A 15,180-nucleotide genomic window follows, 5' to 3' on the forward strand; every position below is an offset into this window, starting at 1 on the left:
TCAATCTGGAGACGTAAAAAAGCCCAGCGCTACAAGCTGGGCTTTTGAGTCTGACCATCGCTTATTTAGCGGTAGTAGGCGTTAGTGGTATCTGTATGATCCGTCACGTCGCGAATACCCGCAAGCTCGGGAATGCGCTCCATTAGGGTTTTCTCAACACCATCCTTCAGCGTTAAATCAACCGCGGCACAGCCTTGGCAACCGCCACCAAAGGCCAAGATGGCGTACTGCTCCTCGGTGAGCTCAACCAGCTTGATTTCGCCACCATGGGCCGCCAAGCCTGGATTGATTTCGCTGTAGAGCACGTAATTAACGCGATCTTCCAGGGGGCTGTCGGCATTGACCTTGGGCATCTTGGCGTTGGGTGCTTTGATGGTTAGCTGGCCACCCATGCGGTCGGCGTTGAAATCCACCACCGCCTCTTCCAAAAAGGCCAGGCTGTTTTTATCGAGAAAGACGTTGATTTTCTCGAGTTCCAGCAGCACGTCGGTCGGCTCTTCCTCGCCGGGACGGCAATAAGCCAAGCAGGTTTCCGCGTAGGGCGTGCCCGGCTGAGTAATAAAGATGCGTACCGCAATACCCTCAACGTTCTGCTTTTCCAGCAGTTCTGACAGGTACTCTTGTGCGCTATCCGTAATATCAATACCTTGGGTATCGACTTGGGTTTCTTTGTCGCTAGTCGTGGTCATGAGGGCTGTCTTCCTCCCGTGGTAGTGGCGGCGCCACTTCACATGTCATTTGTGTCTATGGTAAGCAAAACGGCGCGCTGACACAATCCCGACTGTTTTAGTCGGCTATTTTAATTATCTTTCCTAATGCAGGGGATAGCCTTCCCAGGGGCGCCTTTTGCCCTCCCTTTTGTTATCATTATGCGCCTCTAAACGACAGATGCTGCTTTTTCCGACGATAACAACATCCCCTTTGACGACTGTGACGCTGGAGAACTCCCCCTGCCATGGCTGATAGTGCTTTGATCGCAACCCTCACCCAACGCCTTGCTGAACGCATCCTGATTCTGGACGGCGGCATGGGTACCATGCTGCAGAACGCCCAGTTGAGCGAGGAAGATTTCCGCGGCGAGCGGTTCAGCGACTGGCCTTCGGATCTCAAAGGCAATAATGATCTGCTCGCACTCACTTGCCCCGATGTGGTCGCGCGCATTCACCGCGACTACCTTGAAGCCGGGGCGGACATTATTGAGACCAACACCTTTAATAGCACCCAGCTGTCACAGTCCGATTACGGTATGGAATCGCTGGTGGTTGAGCTTAACCGCGAATCAGCGCGCCTGGCCCGTGAAGTGTGCGATGCTGTGGCCGCTGAAACCGGCGTGCCCCGCTATGTGGCGGGTGTGTTAGGCCCCACCTCGCGCACCGCGTCGCTATCGCCGGATGTGAATGATCCTGCCAAGCGTAACGTTACCTTTGATGAGCTGCGCGAGAACTACTATGAAGCCGCTGAGGCGCTGATTGCGGGCGGTGCCGATCTAATCATGATCGAGACCATCTTCGATACACTCAATGCCAAAGCGGCTATCTACGCCTTGGAAGAGCTGTTCGATGCTCGCGGCGAGCGTTTGCCGGTAATGATCTCCGGAACGATCACCGATGCCTCGGGCCGTACGCTCTCCGGCCAAACCACGGAAGCGTTTTGGAACTCGGTGCGCCACGCTCAGCCACTCTCGGTGGGCTTGAACTGCGCGTTGGGGGCGGAAGAGCTACGCCCCTATCTGGAAGAGCTCTCTACCAAAGCCGATACCTTTGTCTCCGCTCACCCCAATGCAGGACTTCCCAATGAATTTGGTGAGTACGACCAGACGCCGGAAGAGATGTCGGAGATCGTCAGTGAGTTTGCCGCCAGCGGCCTGGTCAATATTATCGGTGGCTGCTGTGGCTCGACGCCTGAGCATATCCGGGCGATTGCTGATTCCGTGCGCGATATGGCGCCGCGGGCCATCCCAAAACGCAGCCGCGCCTGCCGTTTGTCGGGGCTTGAGCCGTTTAATATTGAAGCTAACTCGCTGTTCGTCAACGTCGGCGAACGCACTAACGTCACCGGCTCGGCACGCTTTAAGCGGCTGATCGTGGAGGAGGACTTTACCACCGCGCTGGAAGTGGCTCTGGAGCAGGTCGAGAACGGCGCCCAGGTCATCGATATCAATATGGACGAGGGCATGCTCGAGTCCAAGGAAGCCATGGAGCGCTTTCTTAATCTGATCGCCGGTGAGCCCGATATTGCCCGGGTGCCGATTATGATCGACTCCTCCAAGTGGGAGATCATCGAAGCAGGCCTGAAGTGTGTCCAGGGCAAAGCGGTAGTGAACTCTATCTCACTCAAGGAGGGCGAAGCCGCCTTCCGCGAGCAGGCGACCAAGTGCCGCCGCTTTGGCGCTGCCATCGTGGTAATGGCCTTTGATGAAGAGGGGCAGGCAGACACCTTCGCCCGCAAAACCGAAATTTGTCAGCGTGCCTACCGCCTGCTGGTGGATGAGATCGGCTTCCCCGCCGAAGACATCATCTTCGATCCGAATATATTCGCCATCGCCACCGGTATTGAGGAGCACAACAACTACGCGGTCGACTTTATCGAAGCGACCCAGTGGATTCGCGACAACCTGCCCCACGCGATGATTTCCGGTGGGGTCTCTAACGTCTCGTTCTCGTTCCGCGGCAACAACCCGGTGCGCGAAGCGATTCACTCGGTGTTTCTCTACCACGCCATTCGTGCGGGCCTCACCATGGGTATCGTCAACGCGGGCCAGCTCGCTGTGTATGACGACCTCCCCGCCGAGCTTCGCGAAGCGGTTGAAGACGTGGTGCTCAACCGCCGCAGCGACGGCACCGAGCGACTGCTGGATATCGCCGATAAATACAAAGGCGACGGCAGCGGCGCTGCGAAAAAAGAGGATCTCGAGTGGCGCAGTTGGCCGGTCAACAAACGTATTGAGCACGCCCTGGTAAAAGGCATCACCGTCTATATCGAAGATGATACCGAAGAGGCCCGCGCCCAGGCTGAGCGGCCCATTGAGGTGATCGAAGGCCCGCTGATGGACGGTATGAACGTGGTGGGCGACCTGTTTGGCGATGGCAAGATGTTCCTGCCGCAGGTGGTGAAGTCAGCCCGGGTCATGAAGCAGGCAGTGGCCTACCTGATCCCTTATATCGAGGCCGAGAAGAGCGAAGAGACCAAAGCCAAAGGCAAGATCGTGATGGCCACGGTTAAAGGCGATGTTCACGATATCGGCAAAAATATCGTTGGCGTGGTCTTGCAGTGTAATAACTACGAGGTGATTGACCTGGGCGTGATGGTGCCCGCCGATAAAATTCTCCAGGCGGCTAAAGAGCATAACGCCGATATCATCGGTCTCTCGGGCCTGATTACCCCGTCGCTGGATGAAATGGTGCACGTCGCCAAAGAGATGCAGCGCCGTGGCATGGATCTACCGCTGCTGATTGGCGGTGCGACCACCTCTAAAGCCCATACCGCGGTGAAAATCGAGCCCCAGTACGAGCACCCGGTGATTTACGTCACCGATGCCTCCCGGGCCGTTGGCGTCGCGGGCAAATTGCTTACGCCGGCTTTAAAAACACCCTATGTCACAGAAATTCGCGAAGAGTACGAAAAGGTTCGCGAGCGTAACGCCAAGCGCCGCCCCAAAGCGGCGGATCTGGACTACACCCAAGCCCGCAAGCGGCGTTTCCGCACCGACTGGAGCGCTTACACACCGGCTGAGCCCAATATGCTCGGGCTGAAAACCTTTGACGACTACGACTTGGAAGAACTGATCGAACGCATCGACTGGACGCCCTTCTTTATGAGCTGGCAGCTAGCGGGCAAGTACCCCAAGATTCTCGACGACAAGGTCGTCGGAGAAGCCGCCCGCAACCTGTTTGAAGATGCCAAGGTCATGCTGCGTAAGCTGGTTGAAGAAAAGCGCGTTCAGGCCCGCGGTGTTATCGGCCTGTGGCCCGCCAACAGCGTGGATGACGACGTCATTGAGGTCTATGCGGATGAGTCGCGCAGTGACGTCGTTGAACGCCTCTTCCATATACGTCAGCAGACCACCAAAGGCCGCGACGGTATCTGCTACAGCCTTGCCGACTTTATTGCCCCCAAAGAGAGCGGCAAAGCTGACTGGATTGGTGGTTTTGCGGTCACCACTGGCCACGGGGTTGACGAGCTATCCAAGGCCTATGAGGCGGCCGGGGATGACTATAATGCGATTATGGTGCAGGCGTTGACGGATCGTCTTGCCGAGGCCTTTGCCGAGCGCATGCACGAGCGGGTGCGTAAAGAGTTCTGGGGCTACGTGCCAGAAGAAACGCTGGACAACGATGCCTTAATTGCAGAGAAATACCAGGGTATCCGCCCTGCCCCTGGCTACCCCGCCTGCCCGGATCACACCGAAAAGGCCACGCTGTTCCGGCTGCTCGATGCCACCGAAAACACGGGGTTAGCGCTGACGGAAAACTTCGCCATGTGGCCGGCAGCGGCTGTTTCCGGCTGGTACTTTGCCCATCCGCAGTCGAAATACTTCTCCACTGGCAAGATTACCCGGGATCAGGTCGAAGCCATTGCAGCGCGTAAGCAGATGCCCCTGGAGGAGATGGAGCGCTGGCTCTCACCGGTGCTCTCCTACGACCCGAGTTGATTAGTGCTGTTTGCAAACCGCCATGGCAAGGTCTTGCGCCTTGCCTTACCCATCATGCTGGGCATGCTTTCACAGAGCATGCTCAACTTGATCGACGCTGCGCTGGTGGGGCATTTAGGTGAAGTAGCGCTTGCGGGGGTAGGCGTGGGCGGTTACACCATGTTTATGCTGACCGCGGTAGTGTTTGGCCTATCTTCCAGCGTGCAGTCACAAACGGCTCAGCGGATGGGGGCTGCCCACAGGCATATCGCCCACCCGCTTAACTCGGGGCTGTTAATTGCGTTTGCGATAAGTCTACCGCTAGCACTCTGGGCCTGGTGGCAAGCGCCGCAGCTGATGGGCTTGATTAGCCAAGCCGAAGAGGTTCAAAGCGTCGCCGTTGACTATTTTCGCTGGCGAGTGGTGTCACTGATCGCTATCGCGTTAACGCTCTGCTTTCGGGGTTACTGGAACGGTCTTCAGCAAACGCAACTCTATTTGCGTATTATCGTGGCCGTTCACTTGATCAACGTAGCGGCCAGCGCTGGTTTAATCTACGGTTTAGCCGGGCTACCCCAAATGGGGGCGAGCGGTGCGGGTGCGGGAACCACGCTGTCGCTGTTTGTTGGCTTGGTGGTGTGGGGCTGGGTGAGCACCCAAAGCTTTTCTTTCCGCCATTTTTTGCAACAGCTGCCACGCATAGCTACCCTGCGCACTACCCTGGCACTTGCGGCCCCCCACTCTTTACAGCAGTTTTTATTCGCAGCGGGTTATGCGCTACTTATTGGCCTCTTGAGCCAACTGGGCACGGCCAGCGTCGCGGTTGGCCACGTGTTGATTAATTTGTCACTGCTGCTGATTTTGCCAGGAGTGGGAGTAGGTGTTGCGGCGATGAGCCTGGTAGGCGAAGCGTTAGGCCGGGATGCTCAGTATGAAGCCCACCGCTGGGGGCTGGATGCGCTGCGGGTGGCTTGGCTGTTACTCGTTGTGCTTGCGCTACCCATGTTGGTCTTACCAGAGCAGGTACTCGCCCTCTTTTTTACCAACAGTGAGCTAGTAGCGCTGGGTAAACTCCCGTTGCAGCTAACCGGCGTAATGATTGTGCTGGATGCGGCGGCTCTCGTGCTCGCTCAGGCGTTAATGGGCGCGGGCGCTCAGCGCACGGTGATGCTGCTGACCCTGGGCATGCAGTGGCTGCTTTTTTTACCCATGGCCTGGTGGGTAGGCATCGGTTTGAATCAGGGCTTATTAGGTATCTGGCTTATGCAACTGCTTTACCGATTGATAAACTCAGCCGGATTTTTATGGGTATGGCAGCGTCGCCGCTGGCTGGCCCCAGCCTTCTAAGTGGCTGCCAAACGCATACGCTGGCTTCTAAATAGCTTTTAGAGATAAAAAGATAATTATATATTCTTTTGTAGAATATAACGACCGCGTTAAGGTGACACTATACTAACGTCCGTCTCAACGTGACCATTTCGCTTTTTAGCAGGATCGTGCCACATGTACCGTTATGATATTCACGACCAAACCCTGGTTGATGAGCGTGTCGCTCAGTTCCGTGACCAGATGGAACGCTACCGCGCCGGGCGTTTGGGAGAAGAAGAGTTTCGCCCCCTCAGGTTGCAGAATGGCCTCTATATTCAACGCCATGCGCCCATGCTGCGTATTGCGATCCCTTACGGCATGCTGGCGGGCAGTCAGCTCCGGGCACTGGCTGAGATTACTCGCCGTTATGACCGTGGCTACGGCCACTTCACTACGCGGCAAAATCTACAGTTGAACTGGCCTGCCCTTGAAGATGTGCCGGATATTTTGGCCGATCTGGCCAAGGTGCAGATGCACGCGATTCAAACCAGCGGTAACTGCATTCGTAACACTACCAGCGACCAGTTTGCCGGCATCGCCAACGACGAGGTGGAAGACCCACGCCCCTGGTGTGAGTTAATCCGCCAGTGGTCGACGCTGCATCCGGAGTTTGCCTACCTGCCGCGTAAGTTCAAAATCGCGGTTAGCGGTGCGGCCCAGGATCGTGCAGCCATCCAGGTGCACGATATCGGCCTGCGCCTCTGGTACAACAGTGACGGGGAGCTGCGCGTAAAAGTGTTGGCCGGTGGTGGCCTTGGCCGTACCCCGATGATTGCCGACGTGGTGCGCGAAGACCTGCCCTGGCAGCACCTGCTGACCTATCTTGAAGCCTGCGTGCGGGTATACAACCAGTTTGGTCGCCGGGATAACAAGTTTAAAGCGCGTATTAAGATCCTCGTTAAGGCCTTGGGTATTGAAGAGTTCCGTCGCCGCGTGGATGAAGAGTGGGCGCACTTGAAAGATGGCCCGCAAACGCTCAATCAAGCGGCCGTTGATGCAGCCAAAGTCCACTTCCCTGAGCCTGAGCGCCGCCCGGTAGCCGCTTCCGCAACGGAAGAGTTTGACAAGTTGCGCGCTGAAAACCGTAGCTTTGCGCGTTTTGTCACCAACAATGTGACTGATCATAAGGTGCCCGGCTACAAAGCCGTAACGCTGTCGCTGAAACGCCGTGAGCACGCGCCGGGCGACGTTACCGCCGACCAGATGGAAGCTGTGGCCGATTTAGCTGACCGCTACAGCTTTGGTGAAGTGCGCGTGACCCACGAGCAGAACCTGGTGCTTTCTGATGTGCCGGTGGATGAGCTGGAAGCGCTGTGGAAAGAGCTTGAGGCGTTAGGGATGGCAAATCCCACCGTGGGCACGCTTAACGATATTATCTGCTGCCCTGGTGGCGACTACTGCAGCTTGGCCAATGCGGTATCGATTCCCATCGCCCAGGCGCTACAGGAGAAGTTTGAAGACTTGGATTTCCTTTATGACCTTGGCCCGCTGGATCTGAATATTTCCGGCTGCATGAATGCCTGTGGCCACCACCACGTTGGCCATATCGGCATCCTGGGCGTGGATAAAAAAGGCGAAGAGTTCTACCAGATCTCCATTGGTGGTAATTCCACCGACGATGCCTCGCTGGGTAAGATTTTAGGCCCGTCCTTTTTCCGCTCAGACGTGCCGGATGTGGTTGAAAAAGTATTGGAAGTCTATGTATCACAGCGCCATGAGGACGAACGCTTCTTGGATACTTACCGCCGTATTGGTTTAAAACCCTTTAAGGAGCGTGTCTATGCCTAAGCCTAATAAACCTGACGAGACGCAAGCTGAAGCGGTTGAGCAGACGCCGGTTCATGTGGATCACCTGATCTCCAACGGCGAGCTGGCGGCAGAGAACGCTTGGTGTGTCTCCTACGATGAAGACACACTACCCGAGCAGCGCCCGGCGTTCGTGCCGCTTTCGTTGTGGCAGTCTAACCAGGAAGACGCTGAGCTGGCGCCGCTACTGATGAGTGATACTGAGCTCAAGCCGGAGCTTGCTGCGGAACTGAGTAAAGCGTTGGCCATTGCCATCGACTTCCCCGCCTTCACCGATGGCCGTGGCTACACCATCGCCCGCCTGCTGCGCGAGCGCTATGGCTATAGCGGCGAAGTGCGCGCGGTGGGTGACGTGCTAGTTGACCAACTGGACTACATGCGCCGTTGTGGTTTCAGCGCCATGGCCCTACGCGATGACCAGCATCCCGAGGACGCCCTGCGTGCGCTAAGCTTTATCAGCGTGCGCTACCAGCCTGATGTGGAAGAGCGACAGGCACTGTTTGAGCGCCGCTTAGCTGCCGATAAGTAAGCGCAGTGTGTGACGTTTGCAAACCCAACAGGGCAGCTACGGCTGCCCTGTTAGTTTGTAAACCGTTTCATTTATAAACAGTTACCCTCGGCGCTTCTGCTGGCGCTCGCGATTATTGGCTTTGGCGCGATCACTTTTACGTAGCATTACCCAGGTGGCCCCCAGCCCGCCGTCCGAAGGCTGAGCTGATACGTACGCCTGGACTTCCTCAAACTGGCTGAGCCACTTGGCAAGGTACGAACGCAGCACGTTCGCGGGACTATCCATCTCTCGCCCACGGCCATGTACGATCATAACCGAGCGTAAATCGTGGGCGTAGGCTTCCTGAATAAAGGGAAACAGCATGCGCCGGCACTCCGTTAAGGGTCGCCTAAGCAAGTGGAGCTGCGCCTGTACACTATAACCACCGTGCCTTAATTTATCGACCACACCCTGCTGAATGCCCTCGCGGCGATACTCCATGGGATCAAAAGGAGGCAGTAGATCGACAAAATCGTCGGATAGGAAGTTGCGCGCACCAGTCTCTTCCTCTGCCCACTCCCGCCGGGCCAATTGCGCTTCGGAGGGGCTTTTGCGACTAGCGCCTGGATCAGCACGATTGCTCGCTGGTAGCGGTTTAACATCACCTACGAGAGCACGAAAATCCAGATCATCACGAAGTGGCTGATTCATTGCAGGCTCCTATGGTGGGGTCTAATAAGCACCTATCTTGCATAAACCTATCTTACACAAAGAGTAGCAAACCCGTGCACTTTGCTTAAGCAGATTCAATAAGTCGATAACATAGCGCTTGTCATCGTCTGGTTGGCGCGCCAAGCTGACCAGCCTTTGTTTAGCATTTGCAGTGAGACATAGTATGGTGTGGCTAAAACGTCTTGTCACTTTAGGAGCAGTGGGGCTGCTCAGCCTAGCGGGATGGCTCTGGTTAACCATGCTCAGTCCGTGGTTTTATGACCGCCCCGATGAACTTCCCGCTATCGAACAACGTACTCATCAGGTGTTTGTGTATGGCACGCTACGCTATGCACCTATCCGGTTCGTTGTGATGGGGAGCCTAGGCGCCCCTAAGGAAGCCGTGCTGGAAGGCTACCAGCGCAACGGACTCGATCTTTCGCCCCAGCCGGGCAGTCATGTTGAAGGTCTGGTACTGAGCGTGAATGCCAAAGAGTTGGCCCGCCTTGATCGCTATGAACGGCTGGGTGTCCGCTATGAGCGGGTGGCGTTAACCCTTGACGATGGTACTCGCGCTTGGGTCTATAAGCGCCTTCCAGAGCAACAAAATGCCTTTGTAGCGTGCACGGAGCTTCCGATAGCTCTGGTACCATAGGCACCTATGTAATGACGCACTATCGCGACAGCTTCCATAACCCATTCAGGAATAGTGATGAGTGAAATGACACCCTACGTTCTGGTTCTCTACTACTCCCGCTCAGGTGCCACAGCTACTATGGCGCAACAGATTGCGGCTGGCGTAGAAAGCGTGCCCGGCATTCAGGCACGTTTGCGAACAGTGGCGCCGGTTTCAACGACCTGTGAAGCCATAGACCCAGAAATTCCTGCGGAAGGCGCGGTATATGCAGACCTGGACGACCTGCGTAACTGCAGCGCGTTAGCACTGGGCAGCCCCACTCGGTTTGGCAACATGGCAGCACCGCTTAAGTATTTTATCGATTCAACCAGCAGCCTGTGGATGAACGGTGCTCTGATCGACAAACCCGCCTGTGCATTCACCTCAACTTCAAGCCTGCACGGCGGTCAGGAGAGCACCCTGCTCACTATGCTGGTGCCGCTGCTACACCACGGTATGGTCTATGCAGGGGTTCCCTACAACGAAACCACCCTGCTAGAGACACGTACAGGCGGCACGCCCTATGGTGCCAGCCACTTGGCAGGAACACGTAGCGACCGTTCGGTCGATGAGCATGAGCGCGAACTCTGCACTGCCCAGGGTAAACGACTGGCGAGACTCGCCTTGGCACTTCACGCTATGCGTCAGGAGGCATCATGAGGCAGTGGCTGGAAGAGGTAGAAGCTCGCCATGGGCTTGATAAACTGACCCTGAGAAGTCGGCAGGTGGTGCTAGCCAGTTTTGCCATTCTACTGGTACTGGTGATTTATCGGGGCTTTTTACTCCAAGACGACGATTTTAACTGGCGCCCTGTCGTTGCGTTCGTTTTGCCACTGGTGCTGTTTTTACCCTCGATCATAGGCAAACGCGCACGTGGCCACGCTTGGCTAGCCTTTGTCAGCCTCCTCTACTTCACCCAAGGGGTGATGTTGATTACCCTTCCCGGACAAGGGCTGCGTGGAATTTTGGAGGCGGTTGTGGCGCTGGTGCTATTTGCCGGTTGCATGGGCTATGCGCGCTTTCGCAGTCGACAGCTAAGACAGTAGGTCAATAAAACCAAAGCCATAGGATAACGCCAGCGGCGATAAGTAATGCACCCAATGCGCGTAAACGCAACGTGGCAGCATTAAATGGCTCATTATGTTCATCGACAGGCTGCTGGCGAAAACGTTTGGTACCTACCAACATCGCCGTTACCAGCGGTTCACCCAGCAGCCGATGTACGATCAAACCCGCTAAGTGCAGCCCGATCAGCACGATGAGCAGATCACTATTGAGCTGATGCAGGGTTCTAAGCCGGCTGCCCACCCCATCGCCAAGTAAGCCATAGAGCGGTGCTTGAAAAAAGATATCGTCACTTAAAAACAGGCCGCTCACGGCTTGAAAACTAAGCGAGAGCAGCATCAACATCACCATCCAGCCGCCCAGCGGATTATGGCTGGCATAAGCACTGGGTTGGCGCTTGAGAAGTGACTTGGAATAGGCGACTGTTTTTGCGGGTGGGTATAGAAACGTTCTAAATCTCGCATATACACTACCCAGAGCACCCCACAACCAACGGAAAACAAGTAGCCCTATTACCAGATAGCCCGCTTGTGCGTGCACTTCAACGGGGAATAGGAAGGGCGCGCCACTGGTCTTGGTAGTATAAAATGAGATCAACACAGCGCCCACTAACCCCCAGTGAAATAGGCGAATCCAGCCATCCCATACCTCAATCACTACCCCTTCACGCATAGCCTATCCTCCCTTAGCAGTGATCAGTTTATCTTGGTGGGCCAGCCGCGAGTGAGCCCGAAATAATGAGAGAGTTTCGCATTAATTCTGACTTTCTCCTAGAATGCGAGACAGTTAGCCGCAATCGATAGTCACCACGCTGAGCCACAACACTGGTTAAAATAAAACATAGAGTCGCAACGCGTTTAACATCCATTGATGTCGGTCACTTGAGCTTTAAAGGCATACCAGCGAACATGGATGAAACTCCAGGGAGAAGCATTCGATGACACGTAACATAGCCGATATCAGGCGTGATTATGAAGGCGGCAAGTTAGAAGAGTCTCAGGCACCCGATGATCCATTCGTGTTGTTTGATGAATGGTTCACCCTCGCATTGGAAAAAGAGGGTACTGATGGCAATGCTATGACACTAGCCACCGTCGATAGCCAAGGCCGCCCCCACGCCCGGGTGGTGCTGTTAAAAGGATTTGATGAGCGCGGCATGGTTTTTTACACCAACTACCATAGCCATAAGGGCAGCGAGCTGAGCAATGTGCCCTTTGCGGCCATCACCTTCTGGTGGCCTTCCCTCTCCCGTCAGGTGCGTATCGAGGGCCCCGTTGAGCAGGTGTCCGCCGATGAGTCTGATGAGTACTTTGCCAGCCGCCCACGCGGCAGTCAGCTAGGCGCCTGGATTGCGACTCAAAGCGTGGTCATTCCTGACCGCAACTGGATCGAAGAGCGCCAAAAACGCTTTGAACAAGCCTATGATGGCCAGGATATCCCCCGCCCAATCCACTGGGGTGGCTATCGAATCAATCCGGAAATGATCGAGTTTTGGCAGGGCCAGCCTAGCCGCCTACATGACCGGCTGCGTTTTGAACGCCGCGACGGAGGCGAATGGAGCCGTTTCCGCATGGCGCCCTAGCGCCTGAAGCGAGTTTACGATTTGGCCTGCGTTGTATACGCAGGCCTTTGCTTGTTTATTAAAGCGAAAAAGGTAAAGCGGTTAAAAGCTTAATCCGGCATGCTCTCAAGGCGGTGACGCTGCCACTCACTTTCAGGTTCGTTGAGGCGTAACACGGCATCAATTACCTGCTCCTCCATATTGTAGCGACACTTAAAGCCTAAGTGCTTCATTAGCGCCCGCATTGGATGGTTATCGACCATGATTTTGCCGATCATCTCCAGCGTGCCGATGTTAGTGCAGTAATCGATCATTTTCTTCATCAGCAGGCTGCCAATCCCCAGCCCCTGCAAATCATCACGAATAATGATCGAGAATTCGGTACGAATATTGTCCGGATCGTTCCACACCCGCACCACGCCAAGCATCTCTTTGCTGCCATCGTCGCCTAAATACTCGGCAATAAACGCCATCTGACGGTCGTAATTGATATGCGACAGAATCGACAGGTCACGCTGGGTTAGGTTGGATTTATTGTGGAAATAGCGGAAACGAATGCTCTCTTCCGAGAGCTGTCGATGGAAGGTGGTAATCAAGTGGGCGTCTTCGGCACGAATGGGCCTTACCTCCACTTGCCAACCGTTTTTCAGCGTGACCCATTCACGCAGCTCTTCAGGGTATGGCATGATCGCAAAGCGCGATGGCGAACCAAGATCCATGGCAAAATCGACAGCGACCATGCCATCGCGGTTCAGCAACAGCGGATTTATTTCCAGCCCGCGCAGATCGCTAAGATCGGACGCCATTTGCGACAGTTTGACCATCATTTGGCACAGGTGCTGAATATCACGCTCTGGGTCGGCCGAGTGTTCACGAATTAACGAAGCGGCGTGGGTTCTACCCACCACGTCGGCGGCCAGGCTCATATTGAGCGGTGGCAGCGCCACTTGGCGGTCAGCCAGCACGTTGACTTTATAACCACCGATACCAAAGACGATCAGCGGGCCAAAGACCGGGTCACGGGTAATACCCGCGCAAATCTGCATCGAGTGCTTGCCCCGCTGCATAGGCTGCAGGCAATACTCGCGGATCGCGTATTCAGGAAATTTCTCAGCGACTTTTTCACCCAGTTGGCGAACGCCTTCAGCTACCTGCTCGGGGGTGTCCAAATCCTGTAGCAAGCCTGCTGAAATTTTATGCGGGTGCTTACGGTAGCGATAAGGGCGACAGTTGCCTTCATGAACCACTTTAAGTGCTTTGGTGCCAGGAATCTCCGCCGCGCGGGCAAGCGCTTCGTCGGGATGGGTTAAATAGACGCTGGGGGCCGTGGGTATACCATAGGCCTCAAGCACTTGGGCCGTTTCAGAGTGGGTTAAGGTTTGCCTGCCCTGCTCTTTTGCCTGCTTGATCAGCGTACGGCACTGGGCGCGTATTTCGGGGCTGGTGGAAAACGGCAGGCTTGGCGGAATCTCCTGTAGCAGCGCTTGAACGCGCTGATAAATCACCATATGCATAAACGCTTTAACGGCTTTTTCGGGTGAAATATAGGTTGGAATTCCGGCTAAATTGCATATATGGCGGGCATTGAGCGCCTCTTTTAAGCCCATCCAACTGGTGAGCAGGTTGCGGCGAAACTTCTTGCGGTTATCGATCAGCGCCTGGGCAGTCACCAGCGATGGCGCCATACGGGTGGGCGCGTGAACGACCAGAACCGCATCCACGTTGGCGTCAGCAGCGACAATCTCCAGGGCTTGAACAAACCGCTCGGGCGAGGCGTTGCCCCCCACATCCACCGGGTTCTCGCCCGGCTTGCTCATATCAACCTCGCTGCGGTGAAGCGCTGCCTGGGTTTCGGCGCTGAACTCAGCCAATTTGCCCCCCGCGCTAATCAGCTTATCGATGGCCAGCATGGCAGGCCCCAGGCCGTTAGAAACGATCGCCAAGCGGTCACCCTTCAGGGGTTTCATGCGCGATAGGGTTTCCAGCGCATCGAGCAGTTCGTCGGAGTCATTTACCCGCACCACCCCGGCGCGTGCAAAAGCGGCATCAAACACCACATCGCGGTTGGCAATCCCCGGTGTGGGCGCCATGCCGGAAATATCCGACTCTGGGGTGCGGCCGCTTTTTATCGCCAGCACCAGGCGATTACGGGAGGCATCACGCACGGCGGTCATAAAGTGCTGGGCGTCGTTGATCCGCTCAAGGTGCAGCATAATGGCCTGGGCGGGGGAAAATTGATTAACGTAGTCGATCAAATCCGGTAGCAGTACGTCGACGCTGTCACCAACGGTAATCAAGTGGGAAAAACCCACATCACGCCCGGCGGCCCAATCGATCATCGCATTGGCGAGCATCCCGGACTGGCCCAGGTAGGCGACGCGGCCGGCTTTCACCGGCTGACTAGCGTAGGAGGCGTTTAATTTCTTACCCGGTACAATCAGCCCCATGCATTCGGGGCCGAGTACGCGAATGCCGGAGACACGGGCCGCACTCAACATGCGTTCGCGAATGGAGCCCTTATTACCCTTGTCCCGATCCAGGTAAGCACCGCCGGAGAGAACCAGGGCTGCTTTGACACCGTACTGCCCAAGCTTTTTAATTAGACTAGGTACGCCTTCAATAGGCGAGCAGACCACGGCTAAGTCGGGCACTTCCGGTAGCTCGCTTACGCGGCTTACGCAGGGTACGCCGAAGACCTCGGAGTAGCCTTTAAGGTTGACCGCCCAGAGCGAACCTTTAAAGCCGCCCTCCTGAATATTTCTCAGCACTAAACCGCCCAATGACGCGGGCTTTTCAGAGGCGCCAAACACCGCTAGTGTGCGAGGTTCGAAAAAATGGTGTAAAAAGCGCGTGCTCACAATGCGTCTCCCCTG

12 protein-coding genes are annotated in these 15,180 nt (G+C 55.8%); 8 read left to right on the forward strand and 4 right to left on the reverse strand.

The window, feature by feature from the left end:
* Window positions 1–65: 65 nt before the first annotated feature.
* On the reverse strand, window positions 66–689 hold the full coding sequence (nfuA, locus tag OM794_RS10995; protein ID WP_226249956.1) for a Fe-S biogenesis protein NfuA: 624 nt from the start codon (window positions 687–689) through the stop codon (window positions 66–68).
* A gap of 266 nt (window positions 690–955) precedes the next feature.
* Between nfuA and metH the strand changes: the two genes are divergently transcribed.
* From metH to OM794_RS11015, 4 genes are all read left to right on the forward strand, one after another.
* Complete coding sequence (metH, locus tag OM794_RS11000; RefSeq protein ID WP_226249957.1) at window positions 956–4,651, forward strand: methionine synthase; 3,696 nt, start codon at window positions 956–958, stop codon at window positions 4,649–4,651.
* Between the two features lie 54 nt (window positions 4,652–4,705).
* Complete coding sequence (locus tag OM794_RS11005; protein ID WP_226250042.1) at window positions 4,706–5,977, forward strand: MATE family efflux transporter; 1,272 nt, start codon at window positions 4,706–4,708, stop codon at window positions 5,975–5,977.
* A gap of 156 nt (window positions 5,978–6,133) precedes the next feature.
* Window positions 6,134–7,786, forward strand: a complete 1,653-nt coding sequence (locus tag OM794_RS11010; RefSeq protein WP_226249958.1) for a nitrite/sulfite reductase — start codon at window positions 6,134–6,136, stop codon at window positions 7,784–7,786.
* Complete coding sequence (locus OM794_RS11015; RefSeq protein ID WP_226249959.1) at window positions 7,779–8,333, forward strand: DUF934 domain-containing protein; 555 nt, start codon at window positions 7,779–7,781, stop codon at window positions 8,331–8,333. Before OM794_RS11010 ends, OM794_RS11015 begins: the two co-directional genes overlap by 8 nt.
* A gap of 81 nt (window positions 8,334–8,414) precedes the next feature.
* Here OM794_RS11015 and smrA read toward each other — a convergent pair whose 3' ends face one another.
* Entirely contained in the window at window positions 8,415–9,005 is a 591-nt protein-coding gene (gene smrA / locus OM794_RS11020) for a DNA endonuclease SmrA (RefSeq protein WP_226249960.1), read from the reverse strand.
* A gap of 184 nt (window positions 9,006–9,189) precedes the next feature.
* Here smrA and OM794_RS11025 point away from each other — a divergent pair, with 184 nt between their 5' ends.
* Genes OM794_RS11025 through OM794_RS11035 form a run of 3 tightly spaced genes read left to right on the forward strand, consistent with a single transcriptional unit; the run spans window position 9,190 to window position 10,727 of the window.
* The gene (locus OM794_RS11025; RefSeq protein ID WP_226249961.1) at window positions 9,190–9,660 is read left to right on the forward strand and encodes a gamma-glutamylcyclotransferase family protein; all 471 of its coding nucleotides are present in this window, start codon (window positions 9,190–9,192) and stop codon (window positions 9,658–9,660) included.
* Window positions 9,661–9,717: 57 nt separating this feature from the next.
* Window positions 9,718–10,341: an NAD(P)H:quinone oxidoreductase gene (wrbA, locus tag OM794_RS11030; protein ID WP_226249962.1), complete on the forward strand. Its 624-nt coding sequence runs from the start codon at window positions 9,718–9,720 to the stop codon at window positions 10,339–10,341.
* A complete protein-coding gene (locus OM794_RS11035) occupies window positions 10,338–10,727 on the forward strand; it encodes a DUF2069 domain-containing protein (RefSeq protein ID WP_226249963.1) in 390 nt (129 codons plus the stop codon). Before wrbA ends, OM794_RS11035 begins: the two co-directional genes overlap by 4 nt.
* Before the next feature lies 1 nt (window position 10,728).
* On the opposite strand, the gene OM794_RS11040 is transcribed toward OM794_RS11035, so the two are convergent.
* Window positions 10,729–11,418 carry a cytochrome b/b6 domain-containing protein gene (locus tag OM794_RS11040; RefSeq protein WP_226249964.1) on the reverse strand — a complete coding sequence of 230 codons (690 nt, stop codon included), beginning with the start codon at window positions 11,416–11,418 and terminating at the stop codon, window positions 10,729–10,731.
* Window positions 11,419–11,683: 265 nt separating this feature from the next.
* Here OM794_RS11040 and pdxH point away from each other — a divergent pair, with 265 nt between their 5' ends.
* Window positions 11,684–12,328 (forward strand): pyridoxamine 5'-phosphate oxidase, encoded by a 645-nt coding sequence (pdxH, locus tag OM794_RS11045; protein WP_226249965.1) that lies wholly within the window; start codon window positions 11,684–11,686, stop codon window positions 12,326–12,328.
* Between the two features lie 89 nt (window positions 12,329–12,417).
* Here pdxH and OM794_RS11050 read toward each other — a convergent pair whose 3' ends face one another.
* Window positions 12,418–15,165, reverse strand: a complete 2,748-nt coding sequence (locus OM794_RS11050; RefSeq protein WP_226249966.1) for a bifunctional acetate--CoA ligase family protein/GNAT family N-acetyltransferase — start codon at window positions 15,163–15,165, stop codon at window positions 12,418–12,420.
* Window positions 15,166–15,180: the final 15 nt, after the last annotated feature.

Origin of the sequence: Halomonas sp. BDJS001 (assembly GCF_026104355.1) — a bacterium.
Lineage (GTDB): Bacteria > Pseudomonadota > Gammaproteobacteria > Pseudomonadales > Halomonadaceae > Vreelandella.